Source organism: Kribbella jejuensis, assembly GCF_006715085.1.
Taxonomy (GTDB): Bacteria; Actinomycetota; Actinomycetes; order Propionibacteriales; family Kribbellaceae; genus Kribbella; species Kribbella jejuensis.
Genome location: NZ_VFMM01000003.1, coordinates 841,938 through 861,524, shown reverse-complemented (window position 1 = coordinate 861,524; position 19,587 = coordinate 841,938). Strand labels below are relative to the sequence as shown.

General features: G+C 69.5%; 16 protein-coding genes. 8 read left to right on the top strand and 8 right to left on the bottom strand.

Annotated features, from left to right (window positions below):
• The first annotated feature begins 37 nt into the window (after positions 1–37).
• Genes FB475_RS31805 through FB475_RS31795 form a run of 3 tightly spaced genes read left to right on the top strand, consistent with a single transcriptional unit; the run spans position 38 to position 2,606 of the window.
• The gene (locus tag FB475_RS31805; RefSeq protein WP_141861221.1) at positions 38–487 is read left to right on the top strand and encodes a hypothetical protein; all 450 of its coding nucleotides are present in this window, start codon (positions 38–40) and stop codon (positions 485–487) included.
• On the top strand, positions 484–1,359 hold the full coding sequence (locus FB475_RS31800) for a tetratricopeptide repeat protein (RefSeq protein WP_141861220.1): 876 nt from the start codon (positions 484–486) through the stop codon (positions 1,357–1,359). Before FB475_RS31805 ends, FB475_RS31800 begins: the two co-directional genes overlap by 4 nt.
• Positions 1,356–2,606, top strand: coding sequence for a tetratricopeptide repeat protein (locus tag FB475_RS31795; RefSeq protein ID WP_141861218.1), 1,251 nt, complete (start codon positions 1,356–1,358; stop codon positions 2,604–2,606). The genes FB475_RS31800 and FB475_RS31795 overlap by 4 nt, the downstream gene beginning before the upstream one ends.
• Before the next feature lie 3 nt (positions 2,607–2,609).
• On the opposite strand, the gene FB475_RS31790 is transcribed toward FB475_RS31795, so the two are convergent.
• Positions 2,610–4,748, bottom strand: coding sequence for an elongation factor G-like protein EF-G2 (locus FB475_RS31790; protein WP_141861216.1), 2,139 nt, complete (start codon positions 4,746–4,748; stop codon positions 2,610–2,612).
• A gap of 120 nt (positions 4,749–4,868) precedes the next feature.
• On the opposite strand from FB475_RS31790, the gene FB475_RS31785 reads away from it, so the two are divergent.
• Positions 4,869–6,749 carry a DUF2207 domain-containing protein gene (locus FB475_RS31785; RefSeq protein WP_141861215.1) on the top strand — a complete coding sequence of 627 codons (1,881 nt, stop codon included), beginning with the start codon at positions 4,869–4,871 and terminating at the stop codon, positions 6,747–6,749.
• A 54-nt stretch (positions 6,750–6,803) separates the two neighbouring features.
• Here FB475_RS31785 and FB475_RS31780 read toward each other — a convergent pair whose 3' ends face one another.
• From FB475_RS31780 to FB475_RS31770, 3 genes are read right to left on the bottom strand one after another with little or no spacing between them, the layout of a single operon-like run.
• A complete protein-coding gene (locus FB475_RS31780; RefSeq protein ID WP_141861213.1) occupies positions 6,804–7,331 on the bottom strand; it encodes a ferritin in 528 nt (175 codons plus the stop codon).
• 4 nt (positions 7,332–7,335) lie between these two features.
• The gene (locus FB475_RS31775; RefSeq protein WP_141861211.1) at positions 7,336–9,237 is read right to left on the bottom strand and encodes a DUF2264 domain-containing protein; all 1,902 of its coding nucleotides are present in this window, start codon (positions 9,235–9,237) and stop codon (positions 7,336–7,338) included.
• Complete coding sequence (locus tag FB475_RS31770) at positions 9,234–10,250, bottom strand: hydroxyacid dehydrogenase (protein WP_238332558.1); 1,017 nt, start codon at positions 10,248–10,250, stop codon at positions 9,234–9,236. Before FB475_RS31770 ends, FB475_RS31775 begins: the two co-directional genes overlap by 4 nt.
• 147 nt (positions 10,251–10,397) lie before the next feature.
• Between FB475_RS31770 and FB475_RS31765 the strand changes: the two genes are divergently transcribed.
• The 3 genes from FB475_RS31765 to thrS all read left to right on the top strand — a co-directional run bounded on the left by FB475_RS31765 (position 10,398) and on the right by thrS (position 13,610).
• Positions 10,398–11,312 carry a proteasome assembly chaperone family protein gene (locus FB475_RS31765; RefSeq protein ID WP_141861210.1) on the top strand — a complete coding sequence of 305 codons (915 nt, stop codon included), beginning with the start codon at positions 10,398–10,400 and terminating at the stop codon, positions 11,310–11,312.
• Positions 11,313–11,377: 65 nt separating this feature from the next.
• Entirely contained in the window at positions 11,378–12,223 is an 846-nt protein-coding gene (locus tag FB475_RS31760; protein WP_141861208.1) for an acyl-CoA thioesterase, read from the top strand.
• A 109-nt stretch (positions 12,224–12,332) separates the two neighbouring features.
• Positions 12,333–13,610 (top strand): threonine--tRNA ligase, encoded by a 1,278-nt coding sequence (thrS, locus tag FB475_RS31755; RefSeq protein WP_272952116.1) that lies wholly within the window; start codon positions 12,333–12,335, stop codon positions 13,608–13,610.
• Here thrS and FB475_RS31750 read toward each other — a convergent pair.
• Genes FB475_RS31750 through FB475_RS31735 form a run of 4 tightly spaced genes read right to left on the bottom strand, consistent with a single transcriptional unit; the run spans position 13,576 to position 17,855 of the window.
• Positions 13,576–14,433 (bottom strand): MaoC family dehydratase, encoded by an 858-nt coding sequence (locus FB475_RS31750; RefSeq protein ID WP_141861204.1) that lies wholly within the window; start codon positions 14,431–14,433, stop codon positions 13,576–13,578. The two genes, thrS and FB475_RS31750, sit on opposite strands and share 35 nt — an antisense overlap.
• 1 nt (position 14,434) lies before the next feature.
• Complete coding sequence (locus tag FB475_RS31745) at positions 14,435–15,781, bottom strand: 3-oxoacyl-ACP reductase (protein ID WP_141861202.1); 1,347 nt, start codon at positions 15,779–15,781, stop codon at positions 14,435–14,437.
• Between the two features lie 8 nt (positions 15,782–15,789).
• Positions 15,790–17,067 carry an acetyl-CoA C-acetyltransferase gene (locus FB475_RS31740; protein WP_141861200.1) on the bottom strand — a complete coding sequence of 426 codons (1,278 nt, stop codon included), beginning with the start codon at positions 17,065–17,067 and terminating at the stop codon, positions 15,790–15,792.
• Positions 17,064–17,855 carry a TetR/AcrR family transcriptional regulator gene (locus tag FB475_RS31735; protein WP_141861198.1) on the bottom strand — a complete coding sequence of 264 codons (792 nt, stop codon included), beginning with the start codon at positions 17,853–17,855 and terminating at the stop codon, positions 17,064–17,066. Before FB475_RS31735 ends, FB475_RS31740 begins: the two co-directional genes overlap by 4 nt.
• An 84-nt stretch (positions 17,856–17,939) precedes the next feature.
• On the opposite strand from FB475_RS31735, the gene FB475_RS31730 reads away from it, so the two are divergent.
• A complete protein-coding gene (locus tag FB475_RS31730; protein ID WP_238332557.1) occupies positions 17,940–19,277 on the top strand; it encodes an acyl-CoA dehydrogenase family protein in 1,338 nt (445 codons plus the stop codon).
• Positions 19,278–19,587: the final 310 nt, after the last annotated feature.

Sequence of the window (19,587 nt, the reverse complement as noted above, 5' to 3'; positions counted from 1 at the left end):
CTGCGCGAGCCGAGTCCGACCATGCACGAGGAGCCTGATGCCGGACGAGTTGTTGCGCCCGACGGTCGGTGCCGGTGTGGACATGTCGGCGCGGCCGTGGCGGCTGATGTCGCAGACGTACGTTGCGTTCTTCGGTGGCGTGCTCGCGTGCACCGTGATCGCGTACCTGAACGCGGGCCGGCTCGGCGTCGACGCGGCCAAGCGCCGGCTGATCCTGTTGACCGGGCTCGCCGGCTTCGTCGTGGTGATCGCCGTGTTCCTCCTGCTGTACGGCGACTCAGGCGTCACGTCGGGGCTCCGGGCCGGGATCCGCGTGGTCGCGGTGCTCTGCTGCATGGTGCAGCTGCGGCTGCAGCGTCCCATGGACCGGGCGTTCCAGTTGCGCGGCCAGGACTACAAGTCCCTGTGGGGCATGGGGATCGCGGTGACGCTCGGCGGTGCCGTCGTCGAAGGCCTGCTTCTCTACTTGGTGACGGTGGTGCTGTGAACGACCCGAGCGAGTCCCGCCTGCAGATGGCCGCGCACTGGCTGCGGATCGGCCGTCCGGAACGGGTTCTCGACGAGCTCCAGGGCCTGTCCGGTGACGCCGGCGTCGACTACCGCGCGTACCTGTTCCGCGGTGCGGCACTGCACTCGCTCGACCGCAACAGCGAGGCGATCGACGTACTGCGGGACGGCTTGGCGCAGCACGGTCCGTTCCCGGCGATGCTGCACGTGCTCGGGTCGTCGCTGCGCTCCGAGGGCCGGCTGCCCGAAGCGGAGGCCGCGTTCCTGCAGGGCCTGAGCCTCGACCCGAACGACCCGGACCTGCTGCTCGGGTACGCCCACGTCTGCCTCGCCGCCGGACAGGCCGAGAAGGCGGGCGCACTCGTCGAGCGAGCCGCGTCCCACGCGCCGGAGAGCGTGGCGGTGTCGGCGGCCCGCGCCCAGGTCGCGTTCGCGCTCGGCAACGACCGCGAGATGCACCGCCACAGCGCCGAGGCGCTGTCGTACGACCCCGAGGACCCGAACGCTCGAGCCCTGCACGGCACGGCGTCGATGCTCACCGGCGACGCCCGCGCCGGGTACGACTCGCTCCGCTCGGCCGCCGCCGCGCAGCCGGGCGACGCCGACCTGCGCGCGGCCGCGCGGGAGGCCAAGCTGTACAACCATCCGTTGATGCTGCCGCTGCGGCCGTTCGCGCGGGTGAACCCACTGGTCGTCTGGATCGGCGCGGTCGTCGTCATCTACGGCCTGCGCGCCGCCGGCCTCGGCCCACTGTCGTTCGCGTTCGCGATGATCTGGCTCGTGTTCTGCGTCTATTCGTGGGTCGTCCCACCCATCGTCCGCCGCTGGATCAACCGGAAGTGGGGATCATGAGCAACGACCGGATCGATGCGCTCAGGAAAGCCGTCGAGGCGAACCCGGACGACGTGCTGCTGCGGCTTGTGCTCGCCGAGTCGCTGAATGTCGCCGGGGAGACCGAGGAAGCGCTCGATCAGTACGTCGTACTCCTGGACCACCACGGCCTGCCCGACGACCAGTTCGTCCCCGTGGGGGAGCTGGCCGCGGCCAACGGGCGGCTCGCGCTGCTCCGGAACCTGCTCGAGGCGGCCCGTCAACGAGGCGTCGTCGAGGGCACGGGACGCCTGCAGCAACTCGTCGACGGCATGATCGCCGAGCGCAGCGGCGTACGGATCAAGGTCGGTCCCGAGGCCGAGACGCCGTACGAGCAGGACCTGGTGAAGGAGGCGACCACCTTCGACCAGGTCGGCGGCATGGACGAGATCAAGCGCGTGATCCACCGGATGGTGATCCTCCCGCAGAGCCGCCCGGAGTTGTACGAGAAGTACGGGCGGAAGGCCGGCGGCGGCGTGATGCTGTACGGCCCGCCCGGGTGCGGGAAGACGCTGCTCGCGCGGGCGACCGCGGGGGAGTGCGGGCTGCCGTTCGTCAACGTCCGGATCGAGGACGTGATGGACCCGTACCTCGGCGTCTCCGAGCGGAACCTGCACGAGGCGTTCGAACATGCCCGCGCCAACGGCCCGTGCGTGCTGTTCCTCGACGAGCTGGACGCACTGGCCTTCGCCAGGCACAAGCACGGCGGGTCCGAGTCGCGCAGGCTGGTCGACGTACTGCTCCAGGAGCTCGACGCGATCGGCTCCGAGAACGACGGCCTCCTGGTCCTCGCGGCCACCAACGCGCCGTGGGACGTCGACGAGGCAATGCTCCGGCCCGGGCGGTTCGACCGGGTGATCTTCGTACCGCCGCCGGACGAGCCGGCCCGCGCCGACATCCTCGCGGTGCTGACGAAGGGCGTACCGGCCGACGGCCTCGACCTGAAGGCGCTCGCCGCCCAGACCGCGATGTTCAGCGGCGCGGACCTGCGGGCGTTGATCGAGCGCGGCGTGGACAAGGTGATCGACGAGGCGCTGTCGACCGGTGGCGAACCGCCGCTGGCGATGCAGCACCTGACCGAAGCGCTGGCCGCGGTGAAGCCGTCCACACTCGACTGGCTGCACCGCGTCCGCTCGTACATCGAGTTCGCCAACCAGAGCGAGCGCTACGACGATGTGGCGGCGTACCTCGCCTCCCGCGACGTACGCCGCCGCCTCAACAAGAACTGATGATCATTTAAGCTTCGCCGCAACCGAGTCCGGCATCGGCTCGTAGCGGGCGAACTCGCGGCTGAACGACGCCGCGCCGTGTGACAGCGAGCGGAGGTCGATGGTGTAGCGGGTGATCTCCACCTGCGGTACTTCGGCCTTCACCAGCGTCCTGTTGTCGCCGACCTTGTCCGTCCCGAGCAGCCGCCCGCGGCGGCCGGACAGGTCGCTCATCACCGCACCGACCAGGTCGTCCGGTACCAGCACCGACACCAGGTCGACCGGCTCGAGCATCGCGACCCGGGTGGCGGCCGCCGCCTCGCGCAATGCCAGCCCGCCGGCCATCTGGAACGCCATGTCCGACGAGTCGACGCTGTGCGCCTTGCCGTCGGTGAGCGTGACCCGGATGTCGACCATCGGGTACCCGGCCGCGACGCCCTTCTCCATCTGCGCCCGGACGCCCTTCTCCACGCTCGGGATGAACTGCCGGGGCACCGCGCCGCCGACGACCTTGTCGACGAACTCGAACCCGGTGCCCTCCGGCAGCGGCTCGACCTCGATGTCGCAGACGGCGTACTGCCCGTGGCCGCCGGACTGTTTCACGTGCCGCCCGTGACCCTTCGCCGGCCCTCCGAACGTCTCCCGCAACGGCACCCGGAGCTCCACGGTGTCCACGGTCACGCCGTACCGGTTCGAGAGTGCGTCCAGTACGACGTCGGAGTGAGCCTCGCCCATGCACCACAGCACGATCTGGTGGGTCTCCGGGTTCTGCTCGATCCGGAGGGTCGGATCCTCCGCGGCCAGTCGTTGCAGCCCCACGCCGAGCTTGTCCTCGTCGGTCTTCGCGTGCGCCTGGACGGCGATCGGCAGCAGCGGTTCGGGCATGTTCCACGGCTTCAGCAGCAGCGGATCCGCCTTGTCGGACAGCGTGTCGCCGGTCTCGGCCCGGGTCAGCCGGCCGATCGCGCAGATGTCACCGGCGACGACGGCACCGGCCGGCCGTTGGGTCTTGCCGAGCGGGAACGACAGCGTGCCGATCCGTTCGTCCTCGTCGTGGTCCTCGTGCCCGTGCGCGGTGCCGTTGTGGTCACCGAAGAACGACGTGAAATGGCCCGACACGTGAACCGTCGCGTCGGGCCTGATGGTGCCGGAGAACACCCGGACCAGGCTGACCCTGCCGACGTAGGGGTCCGACGTCGTCTTCACCACCTCTGCCAGCAGCGGGCCGTCCGGATCGCAGGTCAGCCCCTTGCGGGCGACCCCGTGCGGGTTGAACACGTCCGGGATGGTGTGCTCGGGCGGCGACGGGAACCCGCTGGTGATCACCTCGAGCAGCTCGTACGTGCCGACGCCGGAGGCGCTGCAGACCGGGACGACCGGGAAGAACGAGCCGCGCGCGACCGCCCGCTCGAGGTCCTCGATCAGCACCTTCCGGTCGATCTCCTCGCCGCCGAGGTAGCGGTCCATCAGCGACTCGTCCTCGGACTCCTCGATGATGCCCTCGATCAGGGTGCCCCGGAGTTCCTCGATCTGGTCCGTGTACGACGCGTCGGCCGCGGCGACGGTGCGCTTGCCGCCGGAGTACTCGTAGTACGACTGGGACAGCAGCCCGATCAGCCCGTCACCAGCGGGCAGGTAGAGCGGCAGCACCTTGTCGCCGAACGCGGCCTGCGCGGTGGCCAGGGCGTTCTGGTAGTTCGCCCGGGCGTGGTCGAGTTTGGTGATCACGACCGCGCGCGGCATCCCGACCTCCTGGCACTCCTGCCAGACGGTGCGGGTCGGCTCGTCGACGCCCTCGCTCGCCGAGATCACGAACAGCGCACAGTCCGCGGCGCGCAGCCCGGCCCGCAGCTCGCCGACGAAATCGGCGTACCCGGGCGTGTCGATCAGATTGACCTTGACGCCGTCGTGGGGGAGCGAGGCGAGCGACAGGCCGACCGAGCGCTGCTGCCGGATCTCGGCGTCGTCGAAGTCGCACACCGTGGTTCCGTCGACGACGGTGCCGGGTCTGTTCAGGACTCCGGAGGCCACCAGCAGGGCCTCGACGAGGGTGGTCTTGCCGGCGCCCGACGGGCCGACCAGCACCACGTTGCGGATGGCGGCCGGGCTGTCCACAGCGGGCGCGGCTCCGGTGCCTTGGGAAGTGTTCGTCTTGTCTGCCATGACGTTCCTCCTGGTCCACCCACGATTCCCCTATCGGAGTTTTCGCACAAGAGTCTTCAGCGCGCGGATTCGTGTCAGGCCTCCCTCGCCCGGACCCTCACGATAGGTAGTCTCCGAGGCATGCGTAGGGCACTCGGGGTCGTCGTCACCATGCTGGTCGCCGTACTGGCACTGGCCGGATTCGCGCTGCCGGCCGCGGCCGACCCCGGCGACGAGATCAGGAACTTCACCATCGAGTACACCGTCACACCCGACGGCGTGCTGCAGGTGAAGGAGACGATCGACTACCACTTCGGGACCACCGGCCGGCACGGGATCTACCGGGACCTGGTGACCCGCGAGCCCTACGTCGACGACGACTCCAAGGACCAGGAGTACCAGGTCTCGAACATCCACGTGTCCTCTCCGAACGCCTCGGCCAAGTTCACCGACACGACCACGGAGTCGAACAAGGGCAGGTATTCGGTGCAGCGGATCAAGATCGGTTCCGCGAACGACACGGTCCCGGGCACCGACGCGACGTACGTGATCACGTACGACGTGCGCGGCGCGCTGCGGCACTTCGCCGACCACAGCGAGCTGTACTGGGACGCGACCGGCCGCAGCTGGGATGCGACCATCCAGAACGTCCGGGTCGAGGTCAGCGTCCCGCAGGGCGTGACCAAGGTCGAGTGCTTCATCGGCACCGTCGGCTCGAACCAGAACTGCCCGTCCAGCACGATCACCGGCGGCAAGGGTGTCCTGGGCGCGACCCAGCTGGAGAGCGGCAACCAGCTGACGATCGTGGCCGGCATCACCGCCGGCGCCGTCCGGAACGACACCCCGATCCTGGTCGACCCGCCGAGTTGGATGGAGCGCAACGGGCTGTCCTGGCTGCAGGTGATCGCGTCGGCCGTGGTCACCGCGCTCGCGGCCGCGGTCGCCGCGCTGTACGCGAAGCTCGGCAACAAGGACCAGCGGTACGCCGGAATGCCGCCGGGCACGTTCCCGCCGGACGGCGTCAGCAGCCAGCCGGTGAAGGACGACCTGAGCACCGACCAGATCCCGGTCGCGTTCGCACCGCCGCGGATCCCGGTCGCCGAGGGCGGCCTGCTGATCGACGCGAAGGCGACCACCGTGGAGACGGCCGCGACGCTGATCGACATGGCGGTCCGCGGCGGGGTCCGGATCGACAACGACGGCTCGACCCAGAAGGCCGTCCTGCTGAACCCGGCGGCCGCGACCGCGCCGCACGAGCAGGCGCTGATGTCGGGCCTCTTCCCGACCCTGCAACCGGGCTCGGAAGTTGTCCTGGAGCGCGGCGCCGTGGGAGACCACACGATGCGCCGGGCGCACGACGCGATGATCGCTGCGCTCCGCGAGCAGGTGAAGGCCCGTCAGTGGTACCTGCGGATGCCGCGCGCCGGTGGCGGTTCGGTGTTCAAGAACGGTTTCGGTTGTGCCTGTATGGCGATGATCGGGATCTGGGTCGTGGGCGCCGGCCTGTTCGGGGTGATCGGTAGTGCCGCGACCGGTGGTGCGGGCCGTGGCATCGTGGTCGCGATCCCGGTGATCGCCGTGGTCGTTGCCATCGGCATCTGGGTGGGAATCCGTGGCCGTGGGCAACGGAATCCGGCGGGCCGGGCGGTCGCCGACCAGCTGATCGGCTTCCGGAAGTACCTGGCCACCGCCGAGGCGGACCAGCTGCGCTTCGAGGAGGGTGAGGACATCTTCTCGAAGTACCTGCCCTGGGCGATCGCGTTCGGGCTGGCGGATCGCTGGCAGAAGGTCTGCGAACAGCTCGTCGCCGCCGGCCGGATCCCGCCGGACCCGTACTGGTACTCAGGCCCGTCGTACTACACCTCCGGCTGGACCGCCGGTGCCGTCGGCTCGACCCTCGCGCACAGCTTCGACCCGCCGCCGACCCCGTCGGGCTCGGGCAGCGGCGGAGGTAGCTCGTCCGGCTTCAGCGGCGGTTTCTCCGGCGGCGGTGGTGGCGGCGGAGGCGGCGGAAGCTGGTAGTACTGCGGCAGCTGGTAGTACTGGGGCAGCTCGTGGTACTTCGGCGCGAACCGGTCAGACCGCGCCGCCGGCAGCGGCGGGGGCGGTCGGGTCGGCGCCGGTGTCGCCGACGACCTCGCGGGCCAGGAAGTCCTCGAGGTGGAACAGGTTGTCACCGGCTCGCTTCGCGACGTTGACCAGCGTCTTCATCGCGGCGACCTCCTCGACCTGCTCCTTGAGGAACCACTGCATGAACTGCTCACCGACGTAGTCGCTCTCGTCGCGCGCCGTCCGCGCCAGCGTCTCGATCTGCTTGGTGACGGTGATCTCCTGTGCCAGCGCGAGCTCCAGCGGGTCGATCGCGGTCCTGAAGTCCGACTCCACCTCACCGACCGGCGGGATGTGCGGCCGGATGTCCTTGTCGAGCAGGTACTGAACCATCATCATCGCGTGGTTGCGCTCTTCCAGGGACTGCTTGTAGAAGTGCGCAGCCAGCCGTGGGAGATCCTGCTCGTCGTACCAGACAGCGACTGCCACGTACTGCTGCGACGCCGTGAATTCGTTCCCGATCTGTTCCTGCAGGAGTTTCTCGTACGTGCTCATCCCGTCAATCTACTCTGCCCAACTCCACCACCTCGGTATCGCCGCCGGGCAGGCCGATCCGGACGGTCGTCCCGTCCACCCGCACCTGGATGCCCTCAGCAAGCGCCTCTGGCCGGAGCGCGTCGCGGGTCAGCAGCACGGCGTTCACCAGCATCAGCGGCTCACCGTGATGCGGTGCAGTCAGGTACGGCGTGGCCGAGTGCACTCCGAACGGGTTCACTCCCACCGCGCGGTGCACCCCAGCCGCCTCATACCCGTACAAACCAACAACAGCAGACAACAACCCGTCCGCGTTCCGTGCAGCGGCGGCCGCTTCGGTGGAGGTTGCTTCGGGCAACGAGTTGCCGGCTACGGCGAAGCCGGCGGTGCGGACGGTGGCGCCAGCTGGTCCTTCGACCAAAGCGCAGCGGATCTCCCAGCCGTTCCGCACGAGTGAGGTGATCTCGATCTTCCACGGGCCGTCGGATCCCAGCCATGCCTTGTGCCAGGAGGACGCCGTACGCCCCTCGACCCCGAGTCGCCGGATTCGCCCGCGTCCGCTCGCAGTTCCGTCCGGAGTGACCAGCGAGATCAGGTTGTCGATGCCGGGCTCGCGGTCCGACAGATCCGGCCCGGCGTGGTTCGCGTACGCCAACCGGTTGTAGTGCGGATCGCCCGCCGGCTCGACACCGTCAGGCTCCGCAACCGGCGCGTGGTCGGCGCCGTGGTTCACCAGTTGCACCACCTGGTCGTGCCGGCTCCCGTGCAGGATCCACCCCGGCTCCGGCATCGCCCTCTGCTGATCGGCGTCGTCGAGCGGAATCGAGTCCTCCGGATCCGACCACACCGGATGCTCCGGCGGCAGGATCAACCCGACGAACCCCTTCGAAGCCCAGTACGGTGACCCGGGCCCGGAGTACTGCTGTGTCGTCGGCAGGAACGTGTCGTACCACCCGAGCGTCAGCACCCCGCGCTCGTCCGGCACCCCGTGCTGGACGAAGTGCCGCGCGATCCCGGAGCACAGCCGCCGCGTCTCACCGGGCGTCAGCGGCGTCGAGTCGAGGAGTGCGCCCATCCAGTACGGCGCCGCGGCGGCCATCCGGTACGTCAGCGACCGCCCCTGGTAGATCGGCGCCCCGTCGTTCCCGACGAAATGAACGGCGTCTTCCAGGAACAGCCGGATCCGCTCCTTGTACAGCTTCAACCGGTCCTCGTACTGCGCTCCCGGCGTCGCCGCGGCCATCCGCGCCCACAGGCCCGGATACAGGTGCATCGCCCAGCCGATGTAGTTGTCGAAGTTCTGCCCGTCGCCGTCGGAGTACCAGCCGTTGCCGACGTACCAGTCCTCGATCCGGTCGAGGCCGCCGTCGATGTCCTCCTGCCGGTACGGCGCTCCGACCGACGCGAGGAACTGCTCGCTGACCACCTGGAACAACCGCCAGTTGTTGTCATGCGTCGTCGAGCCGTTGAAACCGCCGAGCCACTCGGCGACGTGCTCCTGGGCGCGGGTGTCGAGCCGGTCCCAGATCCACTCGCGGGTCTCGTGCAGCGACACCGCGATCGCCGCTGCTTCGACCATCTGCTGCGAGCGCGGGGTGAGCCGCAGCCACGCCTCGGGGTGGTCCGGGTTCGCACCGTTCGCGACGCCGCGCGCGTACCGCTCGGTCAACTGCTCGCAGCCCTTGCCCTGCACGCCGGCGATCCGGAACGCGGCGAGCATGAACGATCGCGCGAAGCCTTCCAGCGCGTCGGACGCCGTACCGGACCGGCTCGGGCGGCCGGGCAGTTCGACCAGCGAGGCACCGGGGGAGAAGTACGGCACGAGCGAGTCGAGCAGATGATCGGCCAGCGCTTCCCAATGCCTGCGCGTCCACCCGGTCTGACGAGACAGCACCCGGTCGGTGTCGGGGAGGATCAGGTGGGTCATGCGAGCCTTCCGAGTTCGGTGGGGCTGATGGCGTGCAGCAGGGGTTGTCCGGAGACGAGGCGTTCGAGTTCGCTGACGGCGAGTTCGCCGAGGCGGGCGATCTCGTTGCCGACGGCACCGGCGACGTGGGGGGTGACGAACACGTTCGGCAGGTCGAGCAGCGGCGAGTCCGGCGGCAGCGGCTCCGGGTCGGTGACGTCCAGGACGGCGTCGATCCGGCCGGACGCGCACTCGCGGAGCAGCGCGTCGGCGTCGATGATCTTGCCGCGCGCGGTGTTGATCAGCGACGCGCCGTCCTTCAGCAGACCGAGCAGGCGTGCGTCGACCAGCCCGACGGTCTCCGGCAGCAGCGGCGCGTGCACGCTGAGGATGTCACTGCGGCGGAACAGCGTGTCGTTGTCGACCAGTTCCGCGCCCAGCGCGGCCGCCTCGTCCGCGGTCAGGTACGGATCGCTGATCAGTACGTCGAGGTCGAACCCGCGCAACCGCTCGGCGACCATCTTCCCGATCCGGGACGCTCCGAGCAGGCCGACCGTCGTACCGTAGCTGCCCGGCATGGCGTGCGGGTCGGCCTTACGCCGCTCCAGGCGGTACTGCGCCGCGAGCCGGAACGCCCGCTTCCCGGCCAGTACGATCGCCGCCACCGTGAACTCGGCGACCGGCTGCGCGTTCGCGGTCGCCGCCGACGACACCTGGATGCCCCGGTCGAACGCGATCGGGTCCACGATCGCCTTCACCGAGCCGGCCGCGTGCAGGATCGCCCGCAGCTTCGGGGCGGCGTCCAGCACCTCCGCGCCGATCCGCGGGCAGCCCCAGCCGGTGAGCAGTACGTCGACGTCCGGGAGCGCCGCGCGTACGGCGGGGTCGGCCAAAAAACTGGCACCGGGACCGACCGGCAGGACGGTCGCGACCGCCTCCAGGCGCTTCCCGACGGACGGGACCAGCACGCGCTCGCGGCTGCTCTCGTTCATCGCCAGCATGACGGTCGGGGCGGAAGCGGGTTCGTGGCTCACGGGACAAAGCTAGCAAGCGCTTTCCAACCTTGTCGCGCCGGTGCCGGGTCGTGGAACCGCCGGAATCTTCCCGGCACCCGGAATTTGTCCGTCAGGCCCCGGCGTTGGAAACAATGCAAGCGCCTGGCAACTGCGAAGGAGACGACGATGCTGCGACCGGACGACCTCTACGAGATCGTCGACGAGTCGGTGGCGACCGGCCCGGCGGCGACGCCGAAGGTCATGGTGCACTCGCTGGACGGCTTCATGGACGCCGGCCTGGCCGGGCGCGTGACCGCCGACCACCTGCTCGAGGTGCTCGACCACCGGTTGCTGGCGCGGTTCGACGTCGACCTGCTGCACGACTACCGGGCCCGCCGGCCCGAGGTGACGTTCGCCGAGGACCGGTTCACCGACTACACGCCGCCGCACCTGTCGCTGCACCTGCTGACCGACGACGCGGGCGTCGAGTTCCTGCTGCTCGAGGGCGCCGAGCCGGACAACCACTGGGACCGGTTCGCCGGTGCGGTCCGACAGCTCATCGAGCTCTACAACGTGACGCTGACCGTCGGCGTGCACGGCATCCCGATGGGCGTGCCGCACACCCGGCCGCTCGGCCTGACCGCGCACGCGACCCGGCCCGAGCTGGTCACCCGGTCGAACATCTGGGACGGCGAGATGGTGCTGCCCGCGAGCGCCGGCACCATGCTGCAGGTGCGCCTGGGCGAGGCCGGCAAGGACGCGATGGGCTTCGCCGTCCACGTGCCCCACTACTTGGCCGAGAACCGCTTCCCGGGCGCCGCGCTCGCGCTCGTGCACGCGATCTCGGCCGCGACCGGCCTGCTGCTCCCTAGCAAGGCCCTGCTCGACGAGGCCGCCGTCACCGGCCGGCTGGTCGACGAGCAGGTCGACGCCTCCGAGGACGCGAGCGCGGTCGTCAAGGCCCTCGAAACCCAGTACGACGCCGCGGCCGGTTCACTCAGCCGCAAGAGCCTGCTCGCCGACTCCACCCCGTCCGCGGACGAGCTCGGTGCCGAGGTGGAACAGTTTTTGGCCGAGCTGAACCGCGAGGACGACAACTAGCCCGACGTGATCGTTTCCACAGTGCGTACGGGCTAGTACGGCGCTCGCGCCTGTCAGGATGAGGCATGCCTGAGTCGCTGGAGGATCTGGTCGAGCTGCTCGACCTGGAGAAGATCGACGTCGACCTGTTCCGCGGTCGTCAGCCGCAGACCTCGATGCAGCGGGTGTTCGGCGGACAGGTCCTCGGCCAGGCGCTCGCCGCGGCCAGCCGGACCGTCGACGCCGAACGAGTCGTGCACTCGCTGCACGGGTACTTCCTGCGCGCCGGCGACACCTCGGTACCGATCGTGTACCGCGCGGAGCCGACACGCGACGGCGGCTCGTTCAGCAGCCGCCGGGTGGTCGCGTCCCAGCACGGGAAGCCGATCTTCTACATGTCGGCGTCGTTCCAGCGACCGGAGCCCGGTCTCGACCACCAGGACCCGATGCCGGACGACGCCGTACCGCCGGAAGAGGCGCCGCGGCTCGCGACCGTGCTGGAAGCGCAGAGCGGGCGGTCCGCGGCGGACTGGGACCGCGAGTGGGCGGCGCTCGACGTACGGCTCGCAGGTGTGACCGGGCGGCAGTTCTGGATCCGCGCGGCAGGGAAGCTGCCTGACGAGCCGGCGATGCACGCGTGTGTGCTTGCGTATGCGAGTGACCTGACTCTGCTCGGCGCGAGCCTGCTCCCGCACGGCATCGTGATCGGCGACCGACGGATCCAGCCCGCGTCGCTCGACCACGCGTTGTGGTTCCATCGTCCGTTCCGCGCCGACGAGTGGCTGCTCTACGACCAGGCCTCGCCGTCGGCATCCGGAGCGCGCGGCTTCGCGACCGGCCGGCTCTACACCGTCGACGGCCGGCTGATCGCGTCCGTCGCGCAGGAGGGGCTCATCCGTCCGGTCGGGCTGGACTCGGATCTGCTAACTTAGGAGCATGTCGCAGCGCGCTGTAGTCACGACGACGCCGGAGTATGTCCCGGCGCGCTGACAGCTGACTGTCGAACGAAGCCCCGGGGCGAGTGCCCCGGGGCTTCCTCGTTTGCCCGCGGTCCCTCGCCCCCATCTGAACGAGGAGACCACGATGTACGACCACCGCAAGATCGGCCGCGAGCTCGGCCTGTTCGACTCCGACCCGCTCATCGGCGCGGGCCTGCCCTACTGGTTGCCGGCTGGTGCCGCCGTACGGCGAGCGCTCGAGAGCTACATCGCCGAGGTCGAGCGAAGAGCCGGCTATCAGCAGGTGTACTCGCCGGTGATGGCCAAGAAGGAGCTGTACGAGATCTCCGGCCACTGGGCGAAGTACCACGACGACATGTATCCGCCGATGGACATCGGCGGCGAGGAGCTCGTACTGCGGCCGAGCATCTGCCCGCACCACGCGCTGATGTACCGCTCCCGGTCGCACAGCTACCGCGAACTCCCGCTGCGCATCTCCGAACTCGGCGGCCAGTACCGCGCCGAGCTGTCCGGAGCGATCGGCGGCCTGAGCCGGGTGCGTGCGATGCAGCTCAACGACGCGCACATCTTCTGCCGCCTCGACCAGGTCGCCGCGGAAGCAGCGTCCGCGTTGCGGCTGATCAACCAGGCGTACGCGGACATGGGCATCGAGGCGTCCCGGTACGTCCTTGCGCTGCCGTCGGTCGATGCCGAGTTCAACAGTCCGTCGAGCAAGTACGTCGGTGACGCGGCGAGCTGGGCGCAGGCGGCCGCGCTGCTCCGCGAGGTGCTGGAGGACGCGGGCGTCGACTACGAGGACGCGCCGGGCGACGCGGCGTTCTACGGGCCGAAGATCGACATCCAGATGATGGATTCGGCCGGCCGCGAGTTCAGCCTGTCGACCGTCCAGATCGACTTCCACCAGCCGGCCGCGTTCGGGCTCGAGTACATCGGTGCCGACGGCAACAAACACCGGCCGGTGATGGTGCACCGGGCGATCGTCGGCAGCATCGAACGCGCGATGGCGCAGCTGATCGAGGTGCACGGCGGCGCGTTCCCGGCGTGGCTCGCGCCGGTGCAGGTCGTCGTACTGCCGATCTCGGACGACGAGGAGAAGGTCGCGGCCGAGGTGGCCCGCCGCGCCTCGGACCGGGGCCTGCGGGTGGAGATCGCGCATGCGGACGAGGGCAGCCTCGGCGCGCGGATCCGCGAGAACCGGTTGGCGCCGTACCAAGCGGTCATCGGCGCCCGCGAAGCCGCCGGCGGCGAGCTCGCGGTTCGCGAACGGGACGGCAGCAAGTGGGAGGCCTCGCCGATCGGTGAGGTGCTCGACCGGATCGCGGACCTCAGCGTTCCTGCAGCTGTCCGATCAGGTGGGTGAGGTCGTGTGACTCGTCGTACAGCGCGAAGTCGGTCGTCTTGCCGGTCTGCTGGTAGCCGAACTGGACCCGGGACGGGAGCAGCAACGGCTTGCGGAAGTCCACGCGGACCGTGAACGCGTCCGGCAGCGCGCGGGCCCGCTGGACGGACGCGAGCGCGGCGGCCTTGGCCCACATACCGTGCGCGATCTGGCGCGGGAACCCGAACGCCTGCGCGGTGAGCTTGAACAGGTGGATCGGGTTCCGGTCGCCGGACGCGGCGGCGTACCGGCGGCCGAGGTTGCCGCGCAGGTCCCACCACGCGTTCGCGCTGAGCACCGGGTCGGTGAGCAGGTCGGCGTGCGCGTCCGGCGTACCGGCCGAGCGGCTGAGCAGCGTGGTCAGGTCGCTCCACACCAGTTCCTGGTCGACGAAGACCTCGCTGACCACGTCGAACACGGTGCCCTTCTGATGCGGGCGTTCCGGCGTACTGTGCACGCGGATCGACGGCTCGGCGTGCAACGGGATCGGCTGCGCTTGCGTGATCGTGTTGGACAGGTGCACGATCCCCATCGGCTTGTACGGGAACGACGGGTCGGACATCAGGTCCAAGTGCAGCGGGAAGGCCAGGACGTGCGGGTACGTCGGTGGGAGCGCGGGCCCCGCCGCGAACCCGGTGACTTCTCGATACGCCTGCAGGTGGTCCTGGTCGATCGCGGACCGCGGCAGTTCGAGCGTGAGGCCGTCCTCGGTCGGCTCGTAGTCGGCGCGGCGGAGGGTGGCTTTGACGGTCCGCGCGTACAGCGAACCGAGGCCGGGGGAGTCGTCGTACCGCCGGGTGGGCATCTCAGGCACCCAGCAGGCTCTGGCCGCAGACGCGGACCACGTTGCCGGTCACGCCCGCGGACGCCGGATCCGCGAACCAGGCGATCGTCTCCGCGACGTCGATCGGCAGGCCGCCCTGTTGCAGCGAGTTCAGCCGGCGGCCGACCTCGCGGATCGCGAACGGGATCTTCGCGGTCATCTCGGTCTCGATGAACCCGGGCGCGACCGCGTTGATCCGGATCTGCTTCTCGGCCAGCACCGGCGCGAGCGCCTGCACCAGGCCGATCACGCCGGCCTTCGAGGTCGCGTAGTTCGTCTGGCCGTTGTTGCCCGCGATCCCGGCCATCGACGAGACGCCGACGATCGAGCCGCCGTCGCGGAGCGTGCCGGATTCGACCAGATGCTTGGTGATCCGCTCGGGAGCGCGCAGGTTGACGTCGAGGACAGCATCCCAGGCGTCGGTCCGCATGTTCACCAGCCGCCGGTCGCGGGTGATGCCGGCGTTGTGGACGACGATGTCGAGGCCGCCGTGCTGGTCGTGCGCGTGCGCCGCGATCCGCTGCGCGGCGTCGACGGCGGTCACGTCGAGGAGGAGTTCGGTACCGCCGATCTTCGAGATCACCTTGCGCAGCGGGTCCGCGTTCTGCGGTACGTCGACACCGATCACGGTCGCGCCGTCGCGGGCGAGGGTGTCCGCGATGGCGGCGCCGATCCCGCGGGCCGCGCCGGTGACGAGCGCCGTACGACCGGCCAGCGGCCGATGCGGATCGTTGCTGACCAGCGGGCCGGTGCCGATCCGGGCGACCTGACCGTCGACGTACGCCGACTTGGGGGAGAGGAAGAAGCGCAGCGTGGAGTCGAGCTGCTCGTGCGCGTCGGGAGCGACGTACACCAGGTTGACCGTCGCGCCGCGCTTCACCTCCTTGCCGAGGCTGCGGGTGAAGCCCTCCAGCGCGCGCTGCGCGACGTGCTGGTCGGTGGAGCCGGCGAGTTCCGGCGTACGGCCGATGACGATCACGCGGCCCGCCGGGGCGAGCTGACGGATCACGGGGGAGAAGAACCGCTGCAGGCTGCTCAGGTCCGCGGTCGAGGTCGCGCCGGTCGCGTCGAAGACCAGCGCCTTTGGGCGGATCTCGCTGGACGCGACGCCTTCGGTCGCCGTACTGAACGAGGCGCCGATGTCGCGCAGCAGGGCCTGGATCGCCTTGCCGGCGTCGGTCTCGCCGATCGCGCCGAAGACGACCGTACCGTCGATCACCGGGGCGCCCTCGTACCAGCGGGGCAGCGGCATCGGGTCGGGCAGGCCGAGGTTCTTCACCAGGGTCTTGCCGAGCGGTGTCCGGGTGAAGGTCTGGTAGCGATCCGTCATCTCAACTCCTACTTCTCGAGGATGGCGACGACACCCTGGCCACCCGCGGCGCAGATCGAGATCAGACCGCGGCCGCCACCGTTCTCGTCCAGTTGCTTGGCCAGCGCGGCGACGATCCGCCCGCCGGTCGCGGCGAACGGATGGCCCGCGGCCAGCGAGCTGCCGTTCACGTTCAGCTTGTCCCGGTCGACCTCGCCGAGCGGAGCGTCCAGGCCGAGCCGTTCCTTGCAGAAGATCGGATCCTCCCACGCCTTCAGGGTGGCCAGCACCTGGGACGCGAACGCCTCATGGATCTCGTAGTAGTCGAAGTCCTGCAGCGTCAGGCCTGCCCGTTGGAGCATCCTCGGCACCGCGTAGGCAGGAGCCATCAGGAGACCTTCGGCGCCCTTCACGTAGTCGACCGCGGCGGTCTGGGAGTGCGTGAGGTACGCCAGCGGCCGCAGCCCGTGCTGCTCGGCCCATTCGTCGGTCGACAGCAGCACTGTCGAGGCGCCGTCGGTCAGCGGCGTGGAGTTGCCGGCCGTCATCGTCGCGGTCTCGCCCTGGCCGAAGACGGGCTTCAGCTTCGCCAGCTTCTCGAGTGTCGTGTCGGGCCTGAGGTTCTGGTCCTTCTCGAGACCCAGGTACGGCGTGATCAGGTCCTGCTGGAAGCCCCGGTCGTACGCGGCGGCCAGGTTCATGTGGGACCGGTAGGCGAGCTCGTCCTGCGCCTCGCGGGTGATACCCCACTCCAGCGCGGTCAGCGCGGCGTGCTCACCCATCGACTTCCGGGTCCGCGGCTCGGCGTTGCGCGGGATCTCCGGTACGACGTCCTTCGGGCGGACGCGGGCCAGCACCTTGAGGCGGTCCGGGTACGTCTTCGCCCGGTTCAGGTCCAGGAGGATGTTGCGCAGGTGGTCGTTGACGCTCAGTGGGGCGTCGGACGCGGTGTCGACGCCGCCGGCGATACCCGCGTCGATCTGGCCGAGCGCGATCTTGTTGCCGACCAGGATCGCGGCCTCCAGCCCGGTGCCACACGCCTGCTGGATGTCGTACGCCGGGGTGGTCGGGGCCAGCTTCGACCCGAGCACCACCTCGCGCACCATGTTCCAGTCGCGGGCGTGCTTGAGGACCGCGCCGGCCACCACCTCGCCGACCTCCTGCCCGCCGAGGCCGGTCCGGTCGACGAGACCGTTCAGCGCGGCGGTGAGCATGTCGGAGTTCGAGGCGTGCCGGTAGGTCTTGTCCTGCCGGGCGAACGGGATCCGGTTACCGGCGACCACGGCCACCTTGCGCGGTTCGGTCACGATGTCTCTCCTGCTCTAGTGCTTGCGGAGCGGGTCTTCTTGGTTGGCAGAGCTTTCTGGCCTACCGCGGCCTTCTGGCCCACTGCGGCCTTGTGATTCAGGGCCTTGCGGCCGACCGCGGTGGCGAGCGTGGCGGTGATCGCCGTCGACCGGACGGTGCCGACATCGGCATGATGCACCACCGGGTGTCCCGGTTGGCTGCCCGACACGATCAGCCCGACCCTTGCCATGTGCAACGACCCCAGGGTCTGGGTGTACAGATGGTTCGCCAGGTACGCCGTGTCCACCTCGTCGAACACCCCGGTGCGCTGGCCGGCCTTGAGGACGGCGGCGATCCGGTCCAGCGGCGCCGCCATCGCCGTACCGAGTTTGACCATCACCGGCTCGGTGATCTCGCCGAACAGCTCCTCGCCGGTCCTTCTCAACAGGCTCATCGCGCAATCGGTGAAGGCCGGGTAGCCGAGGCAGAAGTCGACGAACGTCTCGCTGAGCGCCTTGAGCCTGTTCAGCGGCGCCCTTCGCGGGCCGTCATTTTCTTCCAGGCGTTCGTCGAGCTCCTGGAGGTAGTCGACGAGGGTGAGCGCGAACAGCTCCTCCTTGCCGGCGAAGTGCCGGTAGATCAGCGCCTTGTTGATCCCGACCCGCTTGGCGATATCGTCGATCTGGGCGTCGATCGTGCCGCGCTCGTCGAACAGCTCCCGGGTGGCGCGGATGATGTCCCGCTCCCGGTCGCGACGGCGCTCCGCCGTGGTCCGGCGGCGTCCGATCGCGAGCAGCGCGGAGCTCATGGATCGATCTTAGCCACAGTGGTACCCCTTGGTGCAAACGACAGTTACACTCATCGGTAACATCCCCGCAGCTGTGAGGACCTGATGAGCGACCCTGTTGTCTCCGCCGACGTGATGGCACTGGCCGGTGAACTCGGCTCCGAGCGTTCCAAGCCGGGCTGGAGCCCCTTCTCGCTGGCGCTGAACGAGGAGCAGAAGGAGATCCGCGACTGGGCGCACTCCTTCGCCGCCGATGTGATCCGGCCGGCCGCCGCGGAGTGGGACGAGCGCGAGGAGACCCCGTGGCCGGTGATCCAGGAGGCCGCGAAGATCGGTCTGTACGGTCTCGACGCCAACATCAACCTGTTCGTCGACCCGTCCGGCCTGCTGATGCCGCTCGTCCACGAGGAACTGTTCTGGGGCGACGCCGGCATCGGTATGTCGTTGAAGGGCACCGGTCTGGCATCATCGGCCATCTTCTCGAACGGTACGCCGGAACAGTGGAGCCAGTGGATGCCGCGGTGCTACGGCACCCCTGACGACGTACGCGTCGCCGCCTTCTGCTCGTCCGAACCCGGCGCCGGCTCGGACGTCTCGGCCATTCGTACTCGTGCTGTTTTTGATGAGGCTTCTGGTGAGTGGGTCATCAACGGTCAGAAGGCCTGGGCCACGAACGGCGGCATCGCGGACATCCACGTGGTCGTCGCCACAGTCGACCCGTCGCTCGGTACGAAGGGCCAGGCGGCGTTCGTCGTACCCAAGTCGGAGGTTCGCGGTCTCGAGCAGGGTACGAAGTTGAAGAAGCACGGCCTGCGCGCATCGCACACCGCCGACGTCTTCTTCGACAACGTCCGTATCCCGGCCGCCAACGTCCTCGGCGGCAAGGAAAAACTCGACGAACGCCTCGCCCGAGCCCGCGAAGCCGCCGCGCGTACTGCCGGTCCCAACGCTGCCGGCTCGACCGGCCGCAACGCCTCGATGGCCACCTTCGAAATGACCCGCCACATCGTCGGCGCCCAAGCCGTCGGCATCGCCCGCGCCGCCTACGAAGTAGCCCTCGACTACGCCAAAACCCGCGAACAGTTCGGCCGCCCGATCATCGACAACCAGGGCATCGCCTTCAAACTCGCCGACATGGCCCTGGAAATCGACGCCGCAAGGCTGCTGGTCTGGCGAGCCGCCAACATGTCCGCCGCCCTCATGCGCGGCGAAACCCCCGACTACCGCCACGGCGAAGGCTCCATGGCCAAACTGAAGGCCGGCGAAGTAGCCGTAAAAGTCACCGAAGAAGCCATCCAAATCCTCGGCGGCAACGGCTACACCCGCGAATACCCGGTCGAACGCATGCACCGAGACGCCAAGATCTACACCATCTTCGAAGGCACCTCCGAAATCCAACGCTTGGTGATCGCCCGCGCAATCTCCGGCATGCGCATCAGGTAGTAAGCCCCCCGCGCGCTCCGCAGATGCTCCGGTCGCTCCGCTCCCTCCCGCACCCGCTCCGCGCGCACCCCACCCTCCCCCGGCTGACGCCGTCCCTGCCGGCTCCCGCCGCCCAACAGCGGGCTGCCGCCCGCGACCTGCCGGCTCCCGCCGTCGACTGCGGGCTAGCGCCCGCGATTTGCTCGCTGCGCTCGCGTGCGACCGCCCCGTACGACCGGGCCGACGTGATCACCAAACGCCGAGGTCCGCAGGCGGTCGCCGGGGCGCGGCCGTCCGAGAGCGGACTCAACGCAGCGATGACCGATGCCTT

Excerpts from the sequence above, each read along its gene's own strand:
- FB475_RS31760 (WP_141861208.1), top strand. The coding sequence starts at position 11,378 with ATGCCTGAGTCGCTGGAGGATCTGGTCGAGCTGCTCGACCTGGAGAAG.
- FB475_RS31790 (WP_141861216.1), bottom strand. The coding sequence starts at position 4,748 with ATGGCAGACAAGACGAACACTTCCCAAGGCACCGGAGCCGCGCCCGCT.
- FB475_RS31785 (WP_141861215.1), top strand. The coding sequence starts at position 4,869 with ATGCGTAGGGCACTCGGGGTCGTCGTCACCATGCTGGTCGCCGTACTG.
- FB475_RS31795 (WP_141861218.1), top strand. The coding sequence starts at position 1,356 with ATGAGCAACGACCGGATCGATGCGCTCAGGAAAGCCGTCGAGGCGAAC.
- FB475_RS31805 (WP_141861221.1), top strand. The coding sequence starts at position 38 with ATGCCGGACGAGTTGTTGCGCCCGACGGTCGGTGCCGGTGTGGACATG.
- FB475_RS31750 (WP_141861204.1), bottom strand. The coding sequence starts at position 14,433 with ATGCCCACCCGGCGGTACGACGACTCCCCCGGCCTCGGTTCGCTGTAC.
- FB475_RS31735 (WP_141861198.1), bottom strand. The coding sequence starts at position 17,855 with ATGAGCTCCGCGCTGCTCGCGATCGGACGCCGCCGGACCACGGCGGAG.
- FB475_RS31745 (WP_141861202.1), bottom strand. The coding sequence starts at position 15,781 with ATGACGGATCGCTACCAGACCTTCACCCGGACACCGCTCGGCAAGACC.
- FB475_RS31730 (WP_238332557.1), top strand. The coding sequence starts at position 17,940 with ATGAGCGACCCTGTTGTCTCCGCCGACGTGATGGCACTGGCCGGTGAA.
- FB475_RS31765 (WP_141861210.1), top strand. The coding sequence starts at position 10,398 with ATGCTGCGACCGGACGACCTCTACGAGATCGTCGACGAGTCGGTGGCG.
- FB475_RS31775 (WP_141861211.1), bottom strand. The coding sequence starts at position 9,237 with ATGACCCACCTGATCCTCCCCGACACCGACCGGGTGCTGTCTCGTCAG.
- FB475_RS31780 (WP_141861213.1), bottom strand. The coding sequence starts at position 7,331 with ATGAGCACGTACGAGAAACTCCTGCAGGAACAGATCGGGAACGAATTC.